The sequence below is a fragment of the Pseudomonas guariconensis genome (genome assembly GCF_015680235.1).
Lineage (GTDB): Bacteria > Pseudomonadota > Gammaproteobacteria > Pseudomonadales > Pseudomonadaceae > Aquipseudomonas > Aquipseudomonas guariconensis_A.
On record NZ_JADLJL010000015.1, the window covers coordinates 57,501 to 71,361 of the forward strand.

Genomic DNA, 13,861 nt, shown 5'->3' on the forward strand with positions numbered 1-13,861 from the left:
GAGGAAGCCCAGGTAAGCATTCGCGAAGCGCAAGCTTCGTTCGACCAACAGCGCGAGCATCTGCAGGCCCAGTTGCAGCTGGCCCAGCAGGCGCTGGGGGAGCTGCAAGCGCGCCTGGCCGACAAGGATGAGCGGGTTCGCTCGCTGGAAGAGCTGCAACGCCATGCGCGCGATGCGCAGGAACAGGACAAGCGGCGCCACGAGACGCAGGTGCAGCAGTTGCAGGTGGAAGTGCTGCGCCTGCAGCAAGCCATTGCCTTCCGCCAGGAGGAGGGCACGCGCCTGCATCGGGATAACGAACGGTTGTTGGCGGAGAGCCGCCGTGCTGCGGCCAAGCGCAAGGTATTGGATGAACAACTGGAGCAACGCGACGCCCAGATACAAGGGCTGCGTTCGATCCTCGCCCAGGCACAGGGCGCAGGGGATGAAATGCGTCGGCAGCTGGAGCAACTGCAGGCCAAGCTGGACGCCCGCACAGCAGAGCTCTCGGCGTGTCAGGCGCGTCTGCGCTGACGCCATCGGGCGCCGTGGTGCGCAGATGAATCAAACTTCGTAGGGGCTGCGGACTCTTCCGTAGACACCCTCTACCGGAGACAACCGCATGAGCAGACCTGAACAGCACAAGCCCGTTGACGGCCCCCATTCTTCCGAGCACGCGACACGCAAGAGCGACCTGGGTTTCGATCCGGATTCCCCCGACCTGGAAGACCCGCAAGTCGACCCGCAAGGCCCGGCCAAGGCGCCTCGGGACGAAGAAAAGAAGGATTGACCACGAAGGCTTCGCCAGCGCCCCGGGTGTCGAGTCGCTGGCGAAGGTTTGGTACCGTCAGGCGTGATCAGCCTTGGGGCATTTTCTTGGCTTCTTCCACGCCCGCCGAGGACAGCTTGATCGGGTAGTTCACGCTCAGCCGATGCTCGGCATCGACATCGACGCTACCGTCCTGGATCAATCCCTGCTCCTGCAGGGTCTTGAGCATCCCTGCCACGGCCTTCTCGCCGCGGTAGTTGTCCAGCAGTTCCTTGCCCAGCCCTTGCGGGTGGGCATGGAACAGGCGGGTGAGGATTTCGGAACGCAGTGCATCGTTACTCATGGCATGCCTCACGCGTGCTGCAGGTCATTTGCCGTGCTTGGCCTGGAGCTGCTTGGCGTGCTCCAGGTGCTGTTCGAGCTTGGGCAGGGTTTCGCTGGCAAAGGCCTTGAGCTCGGGTTTGTCGGAGGTGTTCGCTTCGTCCTTGAACAGTTTCACGGCCTTTTCATGGGCCTCGACCTGGTTGTTGATATACGACTGGTCGAAGGACTCGTCGCGCCATTGCAGGATCATCTTCTTGACCTTGTCGGTCAGCGCGGCCTCGTCCGGCACGCTGATATCCAGCGAGCGGGCGACATCGCCGAGTTTCTGGTTAGCCTGGGTGTGATCGGTGACCATCTGCTGGGCGAAGGCCTTGATCTCAGGGTTCTTGCTCTTTTCCTGGGCCAGGTTGCCCGTCACCACTTCGGCGATGCCCGCCTCGGTGGCGCTGTCGACGAAGTCGTTGGAGCTGGCGGCCAGCACATGCATCGAAGCCATGCCCAGCGCGACGGTCAGGCCGACTCGCTTGAGGAACAGATTGCTCATGTGTCACTCCTTATCCATTGGCGCGACCTCAGTGTCGCTTAGGGTTGAGCATGGCCGATGGGCAAAGGTTTGATTTTTCTGCGCACCACGAGGCGAATGGTCATTGGGTTGAACGTTGCCGGCAACCTGGGCTCAGACATTCAAAGGTTGCACCGAGGAACCTGCCCATGAGCATCGAACGCAGCATTCCCGAGCTCGAAGCCTGGTACGCCCAGTACGATGACGCGAGCTATCGGCGCGAGTCGCCGGATGCTTACCACCATGAACTGATCCGTACCGCCGAAGCCCTGCGCGACGATGGCGCTATCGACTGGGACGACTGGCTGGCGCTCAAGGCCCTGGCCGACCAGGCCCATGGGCGTGCCCTCGCAGAAGCCGTGCAGGCCCATGTCGACGACCCTGACGCATGAAGACCTTGAAGATCGCCACGTTCAACATCAACGGCATTCGCAGCCGCCTGCCTGGGCTGCTGGCATGGCTGGCGCGCGAGCAGCCGGACATCGCCTGCCTGCAGGAGCTCAAGGCCGCCGACAAGGACTTCCCGCGCGATGCTCTGGAGGCTGCAGGCTATGGTTGCCTACACCACGGCCAGCCGTCCTGGAACGGCGTGGCCATCCTCGCCCGGGGCAGCGAGCCGCTGGAAGTACGACGGGGCCTGCCAGGCATGGAGCAGGACAGCCAGAGCCGGTACCTGGAAGCCGCGGCCCATGGGGTTTTGGTGGCCTGCCTGTACCTGCCCAACGGCAACCCCCAGCCCGGGCCAAAGTTCGACTACAAGCTGCGCTGGTTCCAGTGCCTCAACACGCACGCCCAGGGGCTGCTGGACAGCGGCCACCCGACGGTGCTGGCCGGAGACTTCAACGTGGTGCCCACCGACCAGGACATCTACAATACGCGCTCCTGGCTCAAGGACGCGCTGCTCCAGCCCGAGAGCCGCGAATGCTACCGCCAGCTGCTGGCCCAGGGCTGGAGCGACGCGATCCGCCAACTGCACCCGCACGAGCAGGTCTATACGTTCTGGGATTACTTTCGTAACCATTGGCAGCGCAACGCGGGCCTGCGCATCGACCATTTACTGCTCAGCCGCGAGCTTGCGCCACAGCTCGAGGCCGCCGGGGTGGATGCCTGGGTGCGCAACGAGCCGAAGGCAAGCGACCACGCGCCGGTGTGGATCTCGCTGCAGACCGCGTCGTAGGGCGGCGTAACTTGCCAAGCGTTGTCCGCGGGCCCGGTACGCTGATCTATAGTCATAGGCGGCGAGGGCTGGACAGCAAGGGAATGTAATGGCCGTAAGCAGGAAGCAGAACGAGGAAGGGCCATTTGCGCTCACCAGCGAAGACCGGGCCGTTGGGCTGTTGCGCCTGGTCGTGAGCTTCATGGCGGTGGTGCTACTGGCCTTCCTGTCGATCGAGGGCTGGCGGATCGCCCGTGATTACCGCCATGCCTCCCTCAACGCCGAAGATGCGGTGATCAACCTGGCCAGGGCCACTGCGCAGCATGCCGAGGACGCCATCCGCCAAGTCGATGTCATCACTGCGGCACTGGCCGAACGCCTCGAAGGCGATGGTTTCGCCAACCTTGACCGGCCGCGGCTGCATGCCTTGCTCAAGCTACAGAAAACCATCATGCCACAGCTGCACGGCCTGTTCGTGTACGACGCCGACGGTCGCTGGGTGGTGACCGACCAGGCTGCCATACCCAAGCACGCCAACAACGCCGACCGCGACTACTTCATCTATCACCGCACCCATGCCGATCGGGACGTGCGTATCGGTTCGGTGGTGCGCAGTCGGTCCACGGGAGACCTGATCATCCCGATCTCTCGACGTCTGGACCACCCGGACGGCCGTTTCGCCGGCGTGCTGCTGGGCACCATCAAGGTGGATTGGTTCGTGCGTTATTACGGCGACTTCAAGATCGACGAGCGTGGCGCGCTGGTGCTGGCCAAGCGTGATGGCACCATCCTGGTCCGGCGGCCCTTCGTCGAACAGGTGGTGGGGCGCAGCCTGTCGGAGAGCGAAATCTTTCGCAATCACCTGCCCTATGCCGACCAAGGCGTGGCCGAGGCCGTGGCGGTGGTGGACGGCACGCCGCGTTTGTACGCCTACCGGGCGCTATCGAGCTACCCGCTGGTGGTCGAGGCAGGCTTGTCGCGCGAGTCGATCCTCGCCCCATGGCGTCACGACATGCTCAAGTCGGTACTCGTGCTGCTGCTGTTGCTGGTGGGGCTGGCGGCCTTCGGCTGGGTGGTACTGCGCCAGTTGCGCGAGCGCATCGTCATCGAGCGCGCCTTGCACCAGGCGCACCAGACCCTAAAGTCCCTGGCGCTCACCGACAGCCTGACGGGCCTGGGCAACCGCCGGCGGCTCGATGGTGTATTCGACGCCGAGATCCGCCGGGCGCGGCGCCAGGGCTACCCGTTGGCGCTGGTGATGATGGACCTGGACTACTTCAAAGCCTACAACGACCGCTATGGCCACCCAGGTGGCGACCAGTGCCTGCGGCGTTTCGGCGAGATGTTGCAGCATGCGCTGAAACGGCCGGGCGACCTGGCGGTGCGCTATGGCGGTGAGGAGTTCACCTTGCTGCTGCCCAATACCGATGCCCAGGGTGCGGTGGCGATCGTGCAGGAGATCCTGGCCTTGCTGCGCCGACAGATGATCGAGCATGCCGGCAGCCCGCTGGGGTATGTCACCGCCAGTGCAGGCATCGCGGTCGGATATCCAGGCCCAGAGGCGGTTACCCCGGAAGGCCTGATGGCGGCGGCGGACGGAGCCCTGTACGAAGCAAAACGTCAAGGGCGGGACCGGCATTGCCTGGCCTCCAGCGCGCCCTGATCATTCAGCCTGCCGACTGGACCAGCAATGCCATGGCGCAGCGTCCAACCAGGCCATGTGCATGCTCCTGACGCAGGACCTCACGCAGGCGAGTATCCAGTTGAGCCTGTTCGACGACCTTGAACCCATGGCGCGCGTAGAACGGCGCATTCCAGGGCACCTCGGCGAAGGTCGTCAGGGTGACGACACGCATGCCTTGGCTGCGCGCCACGGATATCGCCCACTGCAGCAGAGCGCGACCGATACCTTGGCCCTGCGCCTGCGCGCACACCGAGATTTCATGGATATGCAGCCAGTCGTTGGCCTGTTCGGTGCAGATGAAACCCCGCAGGTGGTCGTTGTCGTCAATGGCCACCCAACTGCCTTGCCCGGCGATGAATGCCCGGTGGGCCGCATCGTCCAGCACATCGCCGCTCGCCAGCCAGGCCAGGTCGGGCAAAGACAGGAACGCCTGGGCCGCCGAGCGCTCGATGGCCGCAAGCAAGGGGACGTCATGAAGGCGGGTGGGGCGAATGCGCATCGGCTGTCCTTGGCGAAACGCCCAGTTTGCGAGCCTTGCCGTACAAAAGACAAGGCTCGCGTGAGGCTCATTCGCCAACCAGCTCGCGCAGCTGCCAGCGAACCGAGCTGACGCCTTTCTCGAGGCTTACCCGGCTGACCAGGCGTTCGAGCTGGGTGGGGGCCTGTGGCGTGCCGAGCAACTCGGCGCGAACCTCCAGGCGCGCGGGGTTGGCCAGGTCTTCGCTGTGCAGTGATTGCAGGCGCAGGCCTGGGTCGCTGAGGCTGTGCAGCATCAGGCTGCGCACCTGGATCTCGTCCTCGGCGCGGCAGACGATACGCACCTCGAAACGCTGCTCCACCTCGCTGGCCGGCAGCACGTCCTGGCGGTCCAGGCGTTGGGCGATGTCACGCAGCAGGATATTGGCGCACAGCACCACCAGGCTGCCCAAGGTCGCCTCCAGCAGCAGGCCCAGGCTGCACAGCACGCCGACGGCAGCCGTGCACCAGAGGGTGGCTGCGGTGTTCAGGCCTCGCACGTTGAAGCCGTCGCGCATGATCACGCCGCCGCCGAGAAAGCCGATGCCGGACACTACATAGGCAGCGATACGCGAGGCATCGGTGGGCGCCATGCCAGGCACCGCCTGGGTCATGAGTACGAACAGGCAAGCGCCAGTGCTGACCAGCGCGTTGGTACGCAGGCCGGTCAGGCGCTGGCGCAGTTGACGTTCGGCACCGATCAGGGCGCCGAGTACCAGGGCTACGCTGACGCGCAGCAGAAAGACTTTCCAATCCATAGCAAACCTCATTTCCCGGGCGCATGCCCGCGGGGCGCCGTCACGTGCGGCGCAACTGAAAACAACGAGTGCGAGGACCACATGCCCGCATGCCGGGGCACGGGGCAGGAAGGAAAGAAGGGGAGACATCGGCCCGCTTGGGCTGTGATGAACCACCGTCTACCGAGTGCGGCAAGACAGTGGCAGGAGGGCTGCCGGACTAGCTTGCCGTGTGGGCCTGTCGCAATCGACTGGGGCTACTGTCCAATGCAGGACTCCTGTTGTGGGATGCAAAACTGCGCCGCGGACCTTACGCCTGGCGCCGGGCAGGGTCAAGGGCAGTTGCGTGACAATTGCGCTTTCTGGGAAATTTCCTTCATGAAGTCAGGCATTAGCCGACTGGGACTTTCATGAAAAAGGCCACCGAAGCGCCCCCAGGCGGTGTTAACCTTGCCCCCTTCGTTACAACTTCGGACCGTTACATGCTGTTCAATCTCGCCATCCTGTTCGGCACGCTGGTGGCCATGGAAGGCGTCGGCACACTGGCCCACAAGTACGTGATGCATGGCTGGGGTTGGTGGCTGCACCGCTCGCACCATGAGCCGCACCTGGGCATGCTGGAGACCAACGACCTGTATCTGGTGGCACTCGCCCTGATCGCTTCGGGCCTGGTCGCCCTGGGCAAGGCCGGGTACGCGCCGCTGCAATGGGTCGGCGCTGGCGTGGCGGGCTACGGCGTGCTGTATGTGTTGGCCCATGATGGCTTCTTCCATCGCCACTGGCCCCGGGCGCCGAAGCCGGTGAATCGCTATCTGCGGCGCTTGTATCAGGCTCATCGGCTGCACCACGCGCTGCCTGGGCGCAAGGGCAGCGTGTCGTTCGGCTTCTTCTACGCACCACCTTTGCGTGTGCTCAAGCGCCAGGTACGCGCGCGACGGGCACAGGGCCTATAGACGCGCGACGCAGTCAAGCCTTGCGGCGCAGCATCAGGATGAAGAACATCCCGCCAATGGCGGCGGTGGCGATGCCGATGGGCAGGTCCTGGGGCGCGATCAGGGTACGTGCGCCAATGTCCACCCAGACCACGAACAACGCTCCGAGCAAGGCGCAGGCCGGGAGCAGCCGACGATGTTCGGCGCCTACCAAGTGGCGGGCGACATGGGGCAGCATCAGGCCGACGAAACCGATGGCCCCGGACAACGACACCAAGACGCCGGTAAGCAGCGCGCACCCCACGAATACCTGGGCCCGCACCCGACGAGGCTCGAAGCCCAGACTGACGGCTGTCTGTTCGCCGCTCATCAAGCCATTCAGGGCCCGCGCCAAGCTCATCAGCAAGGCGAAACCTGCCAGTACGCACAGTGCTGGCAGCCACAGCAGCGACCACTGCGCCAGGCCCAGGCCGCCCAGCATCCAGAACATCACCGAGCTGGCTGCGTGAGGGTCGCCGGTGTAGAGCAGCAGGTTGGCCAGGGCCATGATCACGAAGGACACGGCCACCCCCGCCAGCAACAACCGGTCGCTGTCCAGACGGCCACGGCGGCTGGCCACCGCCAATACCAGCAACATGCTGCCGAGCGCGCCGATGAACGCCGCCAGTGGCAAGCTGAATGGGCCGGCGAAGGCGCCCAGGAACAGCACCACCAGCACTGCGCCCAGCACTGCACCGGAGCTGACCCCGAGCAGGTGCGGGTCTGCCAGCGGATTGCGTGTGACGGCCTGCAGGGCGCCCCCGACCAGGGCCAGGCCTGCGCCCACCAGCGCTCCGAGCAGCACCCGTGGGGCGCGGATCTGCCAGACGATCTGCGCCTGGCCGCGGCTCCAGCTCCCTGTGTCGCCCAGGCCGGCCTGTTGCATCACGATGCCCAGCACGTCGGCCAGTGGCACCTTGGCAGCCCCAAACCCCAGGGACAACACGCACGAGCACAGCACAGCCACCAGCAGCCCGGCGAGCAGCAGCCGGTAGGCACTGCGATCACGCACGGGCATCACTGCGGCGTGCCTGCGAACAGGCGGGGATGCAGCGCCGCTGCCAACAGCTCGATGGCACCGGCATTGTCCACCGATGGGGTGACCTGGAGGTAGGAAAGCACCACGAAGCGTCGATCGCGAATGGCCGTTACCTCGCCCAGGGCCGGCTGCGCGAGCAGGAAGTCGCGCTTCTGTTGCCAGGAGGTCGGGCCGTAGTCGACGATGACGATCACCTGCGGGTCGCGCTCTACCACGCTCTCCCAGTTCACTTCGGTCCAGCTGGCAGCGACGTCGGCCATCACATTGTCACCGCCAGCCGCCTCGATCAGCGCCTGGGGCATGCCGAGACGGCCAGAGGTGGTGGGGCGGTCTTCGCCGCTGTCATAGAGGAATACGCGGGGAGCCTGGTGTACATCGGCGACATGGGCCTGCACGCGGGCCACGCGCTGGCGCAGGGTATCGATCAGCGCCTGGGCCTGCTGGCGAACATCGAAGATGCGCCCCAGGTTGTCCAGGTCCCGGTACAGGTCGTCGAGGCTGGCGCGGCGCTGGGGCATCACCCGCGAGCAGGACTCGCTGAGCTCGTACACCGGGATGCCGAACGGTGCCAGGGCCTGCGGCGTGACCGGGCCGCCTACGTACATGCCGTAGCCCCAGCCGGCGAAGAGAAAGTCGACGTTCGCATCGAGCAGGGTTTCCACCGACGGGTAGCGCGGCGCCAATTCAGGCAGGCCGGCGAGAGCACCGGTCAAGGATGGGTCCAGGGTCTTCCAGCCACTGATTCCGGTGAAGCCAACCATGCGCTCGCGCAACCCTAGGGCCAGGAGCATGCCGGTCAGGTTACTGTCATGGCTCACCGCCCGCTGGGGCGGCTGGCTGAAGGTGACGTCGCGATCGCAACTGCGCACGGTAACGGGATAGTCGCCGGCCCAGGCGGCGAAGGGCAGGGCGGCCAGCAGGGCCAGGCAGGCAAGGTGTCGCTTCATGCGGGGCTGATCCAGGTGATACGTGGGTGAAAAGCCACGGGGTGACGGTCGACCAGTGCCCGTACGCCAAAGACCTCGGCCAGGCACTGCTCGGTCAGCACGTCGGCTGGGGGGCCGTGGGCAACGATGCGGCCAGCCTCGATGACATACAAGCGGTCACAGAAGGCCGCAGCCAGGTTCAGGTCATGGAAACTGGCGAGCAGGCTCAGGCCGGTGGCGCGCAGGTGCTTCAGCAAAGCCAGCTGGTAGCGGGGGTCGAGGTGGTTGGTGGGCTCGTCAAGGATCAGCAGACGCGGTTGCTGGACCAGTGCACGGGCCAGCAGCACACGTTGCTTCTCGCCGCCAGACAACGGCGCGAAGCCGTGATCGCCGCGTCCCTGCAGCCCCAGGCGATGCAGGCTGTCGTCCACCAGCGCGTCGTCATCGTCGCCATCGAACCAACCCTGGTGCGGCGTGCGGCCCATGGCAACCACGTCGCGTACGCTCAGGCCAAAATCTTCGGGAAACTCCTGGAGCATCACTGCGACGCGTTGCGCCACCCAACGCGCTGGGCGCTGCCAGATGTCCTCGTTCTCGAGCAGCACGCGCCCGGCATCGGGCCGAGTGAAGCGATAGGCACAGCGCAGCAGGCTGGTCTTGCCGCTGCCATTGGGGCCGATCAAGCCGACGCATTCACCAGGGCGCACCTCCAGATCGATGTTATCGAGCAGCCTCCGGCCACCATGGGATGGCGCCCAGTGCAAACCTTCGAGACGCAGGGTAGGGGCGGACATGACGAGCAACCGTACCGGGAATGAATGTAACCCGACGATGACGGCGCGCAAGGGAATCGCGGGCAGGCTACTGCCCCAAGACCGGCCCGCGCCCGCCCACCGCGGGAGTTGCCAAACGAGGTGACAGGCCGGTCTCCGGGCTTGCGAGAGTCGTGAGGCATTCACCTTCCCATGCTGGCGGCACAGTGGCGTATCGAATGCATCGCTCGCTTACCGTTGCGGGGGCAGCGCCGGACTGGTCGCGCAAGGCGATGCACCGGCTTCCCGTTTAATCCCCGGCGCGGCGGCAGGGGACACCTGAAACTGGGGCGCATCTGAGCATTTATGGGGTGGGGAGTCAACCTGTAGGGCGCCCCCGGGCTAGGCGGAGTCTGTAGACAGCGACCGCGTACCGGGTGCGTTGAAGCATTTATCGAGTTTGCGCGTGTGAATGCATCAATGAGGAGGAGCACTTTATCGAACACAGAACATAAATATAAACAATATAACTAAACTAAATGAATATTTAGTTTAGTTATTCCTTAAGCTCATATCATAAGGACAGGGTAGCCCATCTGGTGAGCTATGGGGTAACTCATGCGTGATCGCTAAGGAGTACCATTCGATGATTCACTATCCAGGCTGGATGCTTGAAAGCGCCCATCATTACCTCAAGGCCGCTGAGATTCTAGACGCCCAAAACCTCCCGCATGTTGCCATGGTCAATGCAGCGATCGGTATGGAAATCTTGCTGAAAAGCTTTATTTCCGTACCGGATCAGCACCAAGGTACGTCCGGCGAAACCTACAAGCTCGACGTCGAAGCACTTAAAACGGCTCACCAGCACCTGCAGTCGATCGGCAAGATTCCACCCAAACAAAAGCGTGACGCACACGATCTGCTGACGCTGTTTCACGCGGTGCCTCCAACGATTCGTGAGAGCCTGGCTCTGAACAGCCAGGAACACTCATTCGAGCGGTATCGCTGAGGTCCAAGTTCGATCTGCAGCGCAGTGATCGAGGCCAGGGGCCTGGCTTCAAATCTGCCACACACACGACCCAGGTGGCTCCATACGAATTTGCGCATAATGTATATTATGTTAAATATCATATTATTCGAGGACAATACCGCGGTTCTCTCCGCCCCAATCCATCTCACCTCGCTGTTCAACCAGCTGGCCCTGAGACCAGCCCATGTCCCGAGTAAATGGCCCTTGTGATCAAGAAGCAATCACTCGCCTGGCATCCCTTCGCACGGCTTGAGGGGGTACGCCATATCCGCGAATAAAGACCTCTCGCATATGCCGGCGATCCCTGAAGCCAGCTTCCTTCGCCACGACATCCAAACTGTGTCGGCTCTGCTCGATCATCAACCGGGCCGCCTCAAGACGCAGGCTTTCCACGGCCTTGGCGGGTGACTGCCCTGTCTCGGCAGTGAAGACGCGGGTAAATTGTCGGGGACTCAGATGCACCACTTCGGCGAGCTCCTCAACGCCCAGAGCGCGGCTCAGGTTCTTGCGCGCGTAGTCCAAGGCGATCTGAATCCGATCCGATTTCGGCGAAAGCGTCAGTAGCTCGGAGTGTTGGGATTGTCCACCTGACCGCCGTTGATGCATCACCAGCTTTCTCGCCACCGACCTGGCCATCTCGGCGCCCAGATCTTTTTCCACCATGCCCAGCGCCATATCCAGGGCGGCGGTCATGCCAGCGGACGTCCAGATTCGCCCGTCCACAATGTAGATCCGATCTTCTTCGACTTCGATTTTCGGGTGCAGCTCGCGCAGTTTTTTCGCGTAGGCCCAGTGCGTCGTTGCCCGTCGATTATCCAGCACGCCCGCTTGGGCCAATACGAAGCACCCGGTACACAGACCTGCGGTGCGTCGAGCGCTGTCGACAAAACCTCGCACGCTGGCCAGCACTTCCTCGCCCGGCGGTGTGAGCGGCGTCAATGTCCCGGTGATCATCCATGTGTCGGCCAAACCAGGAGCCCCCAACGCAAGCGTGTCCATGCACATCCCCAGGGACGAGCGCACCGTGCCGCCCTCGATGGAAAAATTCTGGATCTTGTAAACCGCTTCGCCCGCCACGATGTTCGCGAACTCGAAGACGGCCTGCGTCGCCAGCGACATGATCTGGAAACCTTCGGTTATGAGGTAGCCGACCCGGTGCATGATTGAAACTCCATTATTTTACGTCCTAAAAACGTACCATATGCGTCATTTAAGACGAAAGCGACATTCTGCATCATGGCTCCACATAACCCACGGAGCACGACCATGACGCAGCAATTCAAAGGCACTGCCCTGATCACCGGCGCTTCCACCGGCATCGGTTCCATCTACGCGGAACGTTTGGCCCGGCGGGGTTACGACCTGGTCCTGGTCGCCCGAAACCGTGATCGCCTCAACACCCTGGCGGCCCGGCTCACCACAGAGACCCGCCAGAACGTGGAGGTGTTTCCGGCAGACCTCGCCAATGCTGCTGATCTGGCCAAGGTGGAGCGCAAGCTGCGTGAAGACGCCAGCATCAGCTTGCTGGTGAACAACGCCGGGATCGGCACCCACACCAGCCTGCTGGAAAGTGACGTCGAGCGTATGGCCGAAATGATCACCCTCAACGTCACCGCCCTCACCCGCCTTACCTATGCAGCCATCCCGGGGTTCGTGGCTCGCGAAAAAGGCGGCGTGATCAACATCTCGTCCATCGTGAGCCTGGCGCCAGAACTGCTCAATGGCGTGTATGGCGGCAGCAAGGCCTATGTCACCGCCTTTACCCAGTCCCTGCACAAGGAGCTGGCAGATAAGGGCATCAAGATCCAGGCGGTGCTGCCAGGTGCCACCGCAACCGACTTTTGGCAGATCGGCGGTTTGCCTGTCGAGCACCTTGACCCGGGCATCGTGATGTCGGCCCAGGATCTGGTGGACGGCGCCCTGAAGGATTTCGACGACCACATTCTGATCTCCATCCCCTCGATGCATGACCTGCAGTCATTCGAACGCTACGAAGCCAGCCGGCAGGCCCTGTTCAGCCAGTTGTCCAGCAATCGGCTGGCTCCGCGTTACAACGCCAATTGACCACCAGCAAAGGAAACGGATCATGAAACTCAGCGCAAACACCATTTTCATCACCGGCGGTACCTCAGGCATTGGCCGCGCTCTGGCCGAGGCATTCCATCAACGTGGCAATCAGGTGATCGTTGCGGGGCGTCGGCAGGCATTGCTGGATGAAATCGCCCGGGCCAACCCCGGCATCGATACGGTGCGCCTGGATATCAACGATCCGCAGCAGATCAAGGAAGTGGCTCAAGCAGTGATCCGCCGCCATCCCTCGCTGAATGTGATCATCAACAATGCCGGCATCATGCCGTTCGACAACCCGGCCTCTGGGGACTACGACGACGAACAGGCGATGAACCTGCTGCAGACCAACCTGCTCGGCCCGGTGCGCGTCAGCGCTGCCTTCGTCGAGCACCTCAAGCGCCAACCGGATGCCTATATCATCAACAACAGTTCGGTGCTGGCCTACCTGCCGCTGGCGGCCACCGCACTGTATTCGGCAACCAAGGCGGCCATCCATTCCTACTCGCTGTCGCAACGATTCAGCCTGCGTGACACCAGCGTCAAGGTGCTGGAAATCGCGCCGCCATGGGTAGACACCGACCTTGTTCACAAGAGCGGTGATGAACGTGCCATGCCACTGGGAGACTTCATCCAGGAAACCCTGGCCAAGCTCGAATCAGCGACTACGGAAGTCCTGGTGGATCGCGTCGTCCCGCTGCGAGCGAACCAGGGGGCGAACGAACACGCACTGATCCATCAGTTCAACCTGTCGCTGGTGGAAAACCCGATTCCTGTTGCCTGAACCCAAATTCCCGAATCCGTTCAAGGAACTGCCTCATGACTCGCATCAACGCTCTGTCACTCGAACAGGCACCTGCCGCTGTCCGTACCGTCCTTCAGGGCGTGGAAAAAAGCCTGGGTTTCATCCCGAATGCGTTTGCCACCCTCGCCCATTCCCCTGCTGCGCTCAATGGCTACCTGGCACTTTCGCAAGCATTGAACAAAAACAGCCTGACACCCGCCGAACGTGAGATTGCGGCGCTGGCAGCATCTGAGGTCAATGGCTGTGACTACTGCGTTGCCGCACATAGCTTCTTTGGCAACAAGGCGGGGCTTGGAGTCGATGATCTATTGGCAGCACGCGCCGGCACGCTCGATGGCGTCGCTGCACTGGCCAGGGCGGTTACGTTGAGCCGGGGCCAGGTCACCGATGCGCAGTTGGCAGCAGCACGGGAGGCAGGCCTGGATGATGCCAAGATTGTCGATGTGATCGCCCAGGTGTCTTTGCTGACGCTGACCAATTACCTCAACAACGTAGCGAAGACCGCTATCGATTTCCCTCCCCAAAGCCACTGATTACGGCTGGC

18 protein-coding genes and 1 riboswitch (1 of these 19 running past the window's edge) are annotated in these 13,861 nt (G+C 63.1%); of the genes, 10 read left to right on the forward strand and 8 right to left on the reverse strand.

All coding sequences use genetic code 11. From position 1 onward, the window contains the following. Positions 1-513 carry the 3' portion of a DNA-binding protein gene (locus tag IRZ56_RS12670; protein ID WP_196145255.1) on the forward strand. Its footprint begins 240 nt before the window's first position, so only the last 513 of its 753 coding nucleotides appear in the window; the start codon falls outside the window, past its left edge; it ends in the stop codon at positions 511-513. A gap of 88 nt (positions 514-601) precedes the next feature. Then, on the forward strand, positions 602-769 hold the full coding sequence (locus tag IRZ56_RS12675) for a DUF6021 family protein (protein ID WP_196145256.1): 168 nt from the start codon (positions 602-604) through the stop codon (positions 767-769). Between the two features lie 67 nt (positions 770-836). Here IRZ56_RS12675 and IRZ56_RS12680 read toward each other — a convergent pair whose 3' ends face one another. Continuing rightward, the gene (locus IRZ56_RS12680) at positions 837-1,091 is read right to left on the reverse strand and encodes a hypothetical protein (protein WP_084857850.1); all 255 of its coding nucleotides are present in this window, start codon (positions 1,089-1,091) and stop codon (positions 837-839) included. 24 nt (positions 1,092-1,115) lie between these two features. After that, positions 1,116-1,616 (reverse strand): DUF4142 domain-containing protein, encoded by a 501-nt coding sequence (locus tag IRZ56_RS12685; RefSeq protein ID WP_196145257.1) that lies wholly within the window; start codon positions 1,614-1,616, stop codon positions 1,116-1,118. A 167-nt stretch (positions 1,617-1,783) separates the two neighbouring features. Between IRZ56_RS12685 and IRZ56_RS12690 the strand changes: the two genes are divergently transcribed. From IRZ56_RS12690 to IRZ56_RS12700, 3 genes are all read left to right on the forward strand, one after another. Beyond that, positions 1,784-2,026 carry a hypothetical protein gene (locus IRZ56_RS12690; protein ID WP_196145258.1) on the forward strand — a complete coding sequence of 81 codons (243 nt, stop codon included), beginning with the start codon at positions 1,784-1,786 and terminating at the stop codon, positions 2,024-2,026. Further along, a complete protein-coding gene (xth, locus tag IRZ56_RS12695) occupies positions 2,023-2,811 on the forward strand; it encodes an exodeoxyribonuclease III (protein ID WP_196145259.1) in 789 nt (262 codons plus the stop codon). The genes IRZ56_RS12690 and xth overlap by 4 nt, the downstream gene beginning before the upstream one ends. An 88-nt stretch (positions 2,812-2,899) precedes the next feature. After that, positions 2,900-4,453 (forward strand): sensor domain-containing diguanylate cyclase, encoded by a 1,554-nt coding sequence (locus tag IRZ56_RS12700; RefSeq protein ID WP_196145260.1) that lies wholly within the window; start codon positions 2,900-2,902, stop codon positions 4,451-4,453. Positions 4,454-4,457: 4 nt separating this feature from the next. Here IRZ56_RS12700 and IRZ56_RS12705 read toward each other — a convergent pair whose 3' ends face one another. After that, entirely contained in the window at positions 4,458-4,973 is a 516-nt protein-coding gene (locus IRZ56_RS12705; RefSeq protein WP_196145261.1) for a GNAT family N-acetyltransferase, read from the reverse strand. A 67-nt stretch (positions 4,974-5,040) separates the two neighbouring features. After that, positions 5,041-5,748, reverse strand: a complete 708-nt coding sequence (locus IRZ56_RS12710; RefSeq protein ID WP_196145262.1) for an MgtC/SapB family protein — start codon at positions 5,746-5,748, stop codon at positions 5,041-5,043. Positions 5,749-6,209: 461 nt separating this feature from the next. Between IRZ56_RS12710 and IRZ56_RS12715 the strand changes: the two genes are divergently transcribed. Continuing rightward, positions 6,210-6,680, forward strand: a complete 471-nt coding sequence (locus IRZ56_RS12715) for a sterol desaturase family protein (RefSeq protein ID WP_196145263.1) — start codon at positions 6,210-6,212, stop codon at positions 6,678-6,680. 13 nt (positions 6,681-6,693) lie between these two features. Here IRZ56_RS12715 and IRZ56_RS12720 read toward each other — a convergent pair whose 3' ends face one another. The 3 genes from IRZ56_RS12720 to IRZ56_RS12730 are packed head-to-tail and all read right to left on the reverse strand — an operon-like array spanning position 6,694 to position 9,457. Next, on the reverse strand, positions 6,694-7,716 hold the full coding sequence (locus IRZ56_RS12720) for a FecCD family ABC transporter permease (RefSeq protein ID WP_196145264.1): 1,023 nt from the start codon (positions 7,714-7,716) through the stop codon (positions 6,694-6,696). Next, positions 7,716-8,684: an ABC transporter substrate-binding protein gene (locus IRZ56_RS12725; protein WP_196145265.1), complete on the reverse strand. Its 969-nt coding sequence runs from the start codon at positions 8,682-8,684 to the stop codon at positions 7,716-7,718. The genes IRZ56_RS12720 and IRZ56_RS12725 overlap by 1 nt, the downstream gene beginning before the upstream one ends. Continuing rightward, a complete protein-coding gene (locus tag IRZ56_RS12730; RefSeq protein WP_196145266.1) occupies positions 8,681-9,457 on the reverse strand; it encodes an ABC transporter ATP-binding protein in 777 nt (258 codons plus the stop codon). Before IRZ56_RS12730 ends, IRZ56_RS12725 begins: the two co-directional genes overlap by 4 nt. A gap of 108 nt (positions 9,458-9,565) precedes the next feature. After that, positions 9,566-9,773: riboswitch (cobalamin riboswitch) on the reverse strand. Positions 9,774-10,061: 288 nt separating this feature from the next. On the opposite strand from IRZ56_RS12730, the gene IRZ56_RS12735 reads away from it, so the two are divergent. Then, positions 10,062-10,424, forward strand: coding sequence for a hypothetical protein (locus IRZ56_RS12735; RefSeq protein ID WP_230390377.1), 363 nt, complete (start codon positions 10,062-10,064; stop codon positions 10,422-10,424). Positions 10,425-10,655: 231 nt separating this feature from the next. Here IRZ56_RS12735 and IRZ56_RS12740 read toward each other — a convergent pair whose 3' ends face one another. Then, positions 10,656-11,606, reverse strand: a complete 951-nt coding sequence (locus IRZ56_RS12740; RefSeq protein ID WP_196145267.1) for a GlxA family transcriptional regulator — start codon at positions 11,604-11,606, stop codon at positions 10,656-10,658. Positions 11,607-11,711: 105 nt separating this feature from the next. Here IRZ56_RS12740 and IRZ56_RS12745 point away from each other — a divergent pair, with 105 nt between their 5' ends. The 3 genes from IRZ56_RS12745 to IRZ56_RS12755 are packed head-to-tail and all read left to right on the forward strand — an operon-like array spanning position 11,712 to position 13,850. Continuing rightward, positions 11,712-12,509: an SDR family NAD(P)-dependent oxidoreductase gene (locus tag IRZ56_RS12745; protein ID WP_196145268.1), complete on the forward strand. Its 798-nt coding sequence runs from the start codon at positions 11,712-11,714 to the stop codon at positions 12,507-12,509. Between the two features lie 22 nt (positions 12,510-12,531). Continuing rightward, positions 12,532-13,296 carry an SDR family oxidoreductase gene (locus tag IRZ56_RS12750; RefSeq protein WP_196145269.1) on the forward strand — a complete coding sequence of 255 codons (765 nt, stop codon included), beginning with the start codon at positions 12,532-12,534 and terminating at the stop codon, positions 13,294-13,296. Positions 13,297-13,331: 35 nt separating this feature from the next. Continuing rightward, positions 13,332-13,850, forward strand: coding sequence for a carboxymuconolactone decarboxylase family protein (locus IRZ56_RS12755; RefSeq protein ID WP_196145270.1), 519 nt, complete (start codon positions 13,332-13,334; stop codon positions 13,848-13,850). Positions 13,851-13,861 lie beyond the last annotated feature (11 nt).

Bases quoted from the DNA above. Each gene is read 5' to 3' on its own strand.
- IRZ56_RS12730 (WP_196145266.1), bottom strand. From the start codon at position 9,457: ATGTCCGCCCCTACCCTGCGTCTCGAAGGTTTGCACTGGGCGCCATCC.
- IRZ56_RS12715 (WP_196145263.1), top strand. From the start codon at position 6,210: ATGCTGTTCAATCTCGCCATCCTGTTCGGCACGCTGGTGGCCATGGAA.
- IRZ56_RS12685 (WP_196145257.1), bottom strand. From the start codon at position 1,616: ATGAGCAATCTGTTCCTCAAGCGAGTCGGCCTGACCGTCGCGCTGGGC.
- IRZ56_RS12740 (WP_196145267.1), bottom strand. From the start codon at position 11,606: ATGCACCGGGTCGGCTACCTCATAACCGAAGGTTTCCAGATCATGTCG.
- IRZ56_RS12725 (WP_196145265.1), bottom strand. From the start codon at position 8,684: ATGAAGCGACACCTTGCCTGCCTGGCCCTGCTGGCCGCCCTGCCCTTC.
- IRZ56_RS12750 (WP_196145269.1), top strand. From the start codon at position 12,532: ATGAAACTCAGCGCAAACACCATTTTCATCACCGGCGGTACCTCAGGC.
- IRZ56_RS12700 (WP_196145260.1), top strand. From the start codon at position 2,900: ATGGCCGTAAGCAGGAAGCAGAACGAGGAAGGGCCATTTGCGCTCACC.
- IRZ56_RS12735 (WP_230390377.1), top strand. From the start codon at position 10,062: ATGATTCACTATCCAGGCTGGATGCTTGAAAGCGCCCATCATTACCTC.
- IRZ56_RS12720 (WP_196145264.1), bottom strand. From the start codon at position 7,716: ATGCCCGTGCGTGATCGCAGTGCCTACCGGCTGCTGCTCGCCGGGCTG.
- IRZ56_RS12705 (WP_196145261.1), bottom strand. From the start codon at position 4,973: ATGCGCATTCGCCCCACCCGCCTTCATGACGTCCCCTTGCTTGCGGCC.
- IRZ56_RS12675 (WP_196145256.1), top strand. From the start codon at position 602: ATGAGCAGACCTGAACAGCACAAGCCCGTTGACGGCCCCCATTCTTCC.
- IRZ56_RS12690 (WP_196145258.1), top strand. From the start codon at position 1,784: ATGAGCATCGAACGCAGCATTCCCGAGCTCGAAGCCTGGTACGCCCAG.
- IRZ56_RS12755 (WP_196145270.1), top strand. From the start codon at position 13,332: ATGACTCGCATCAACGCTCTGTCACTCGAACAGGCACCTGCCGCTGTC.
- xth (WP_196145259.1), top strand. From the start codon at position 2,023: ATGAAGACCTTGAAGATCGCCACGTTCAACATCAACGGCATTCGCAGC.
- IRZ56_RS12680 (WP_084857850.1), bottom strand. From the start codon at position 1,091: ATGAGTAACGATGCACTGCGTTCCGAAATCCTCACCCGCCTGTTCCAT.
- IRZ56_RS12710 (WP_196145262.1), bottom strand. From the start codon at position 5,748: ATGGATTGGAAAGTCTTTCTGCTGCGCGTCAGCGTAGCCCTGGTACTC.
- IRZ56_RS12745 (WP_196145268.1), top strand. From the start codon at position 11,712: ATGACGCAGCAATTCAAAGGCACTGCCCTGATCACCGGCGCTTCCACC.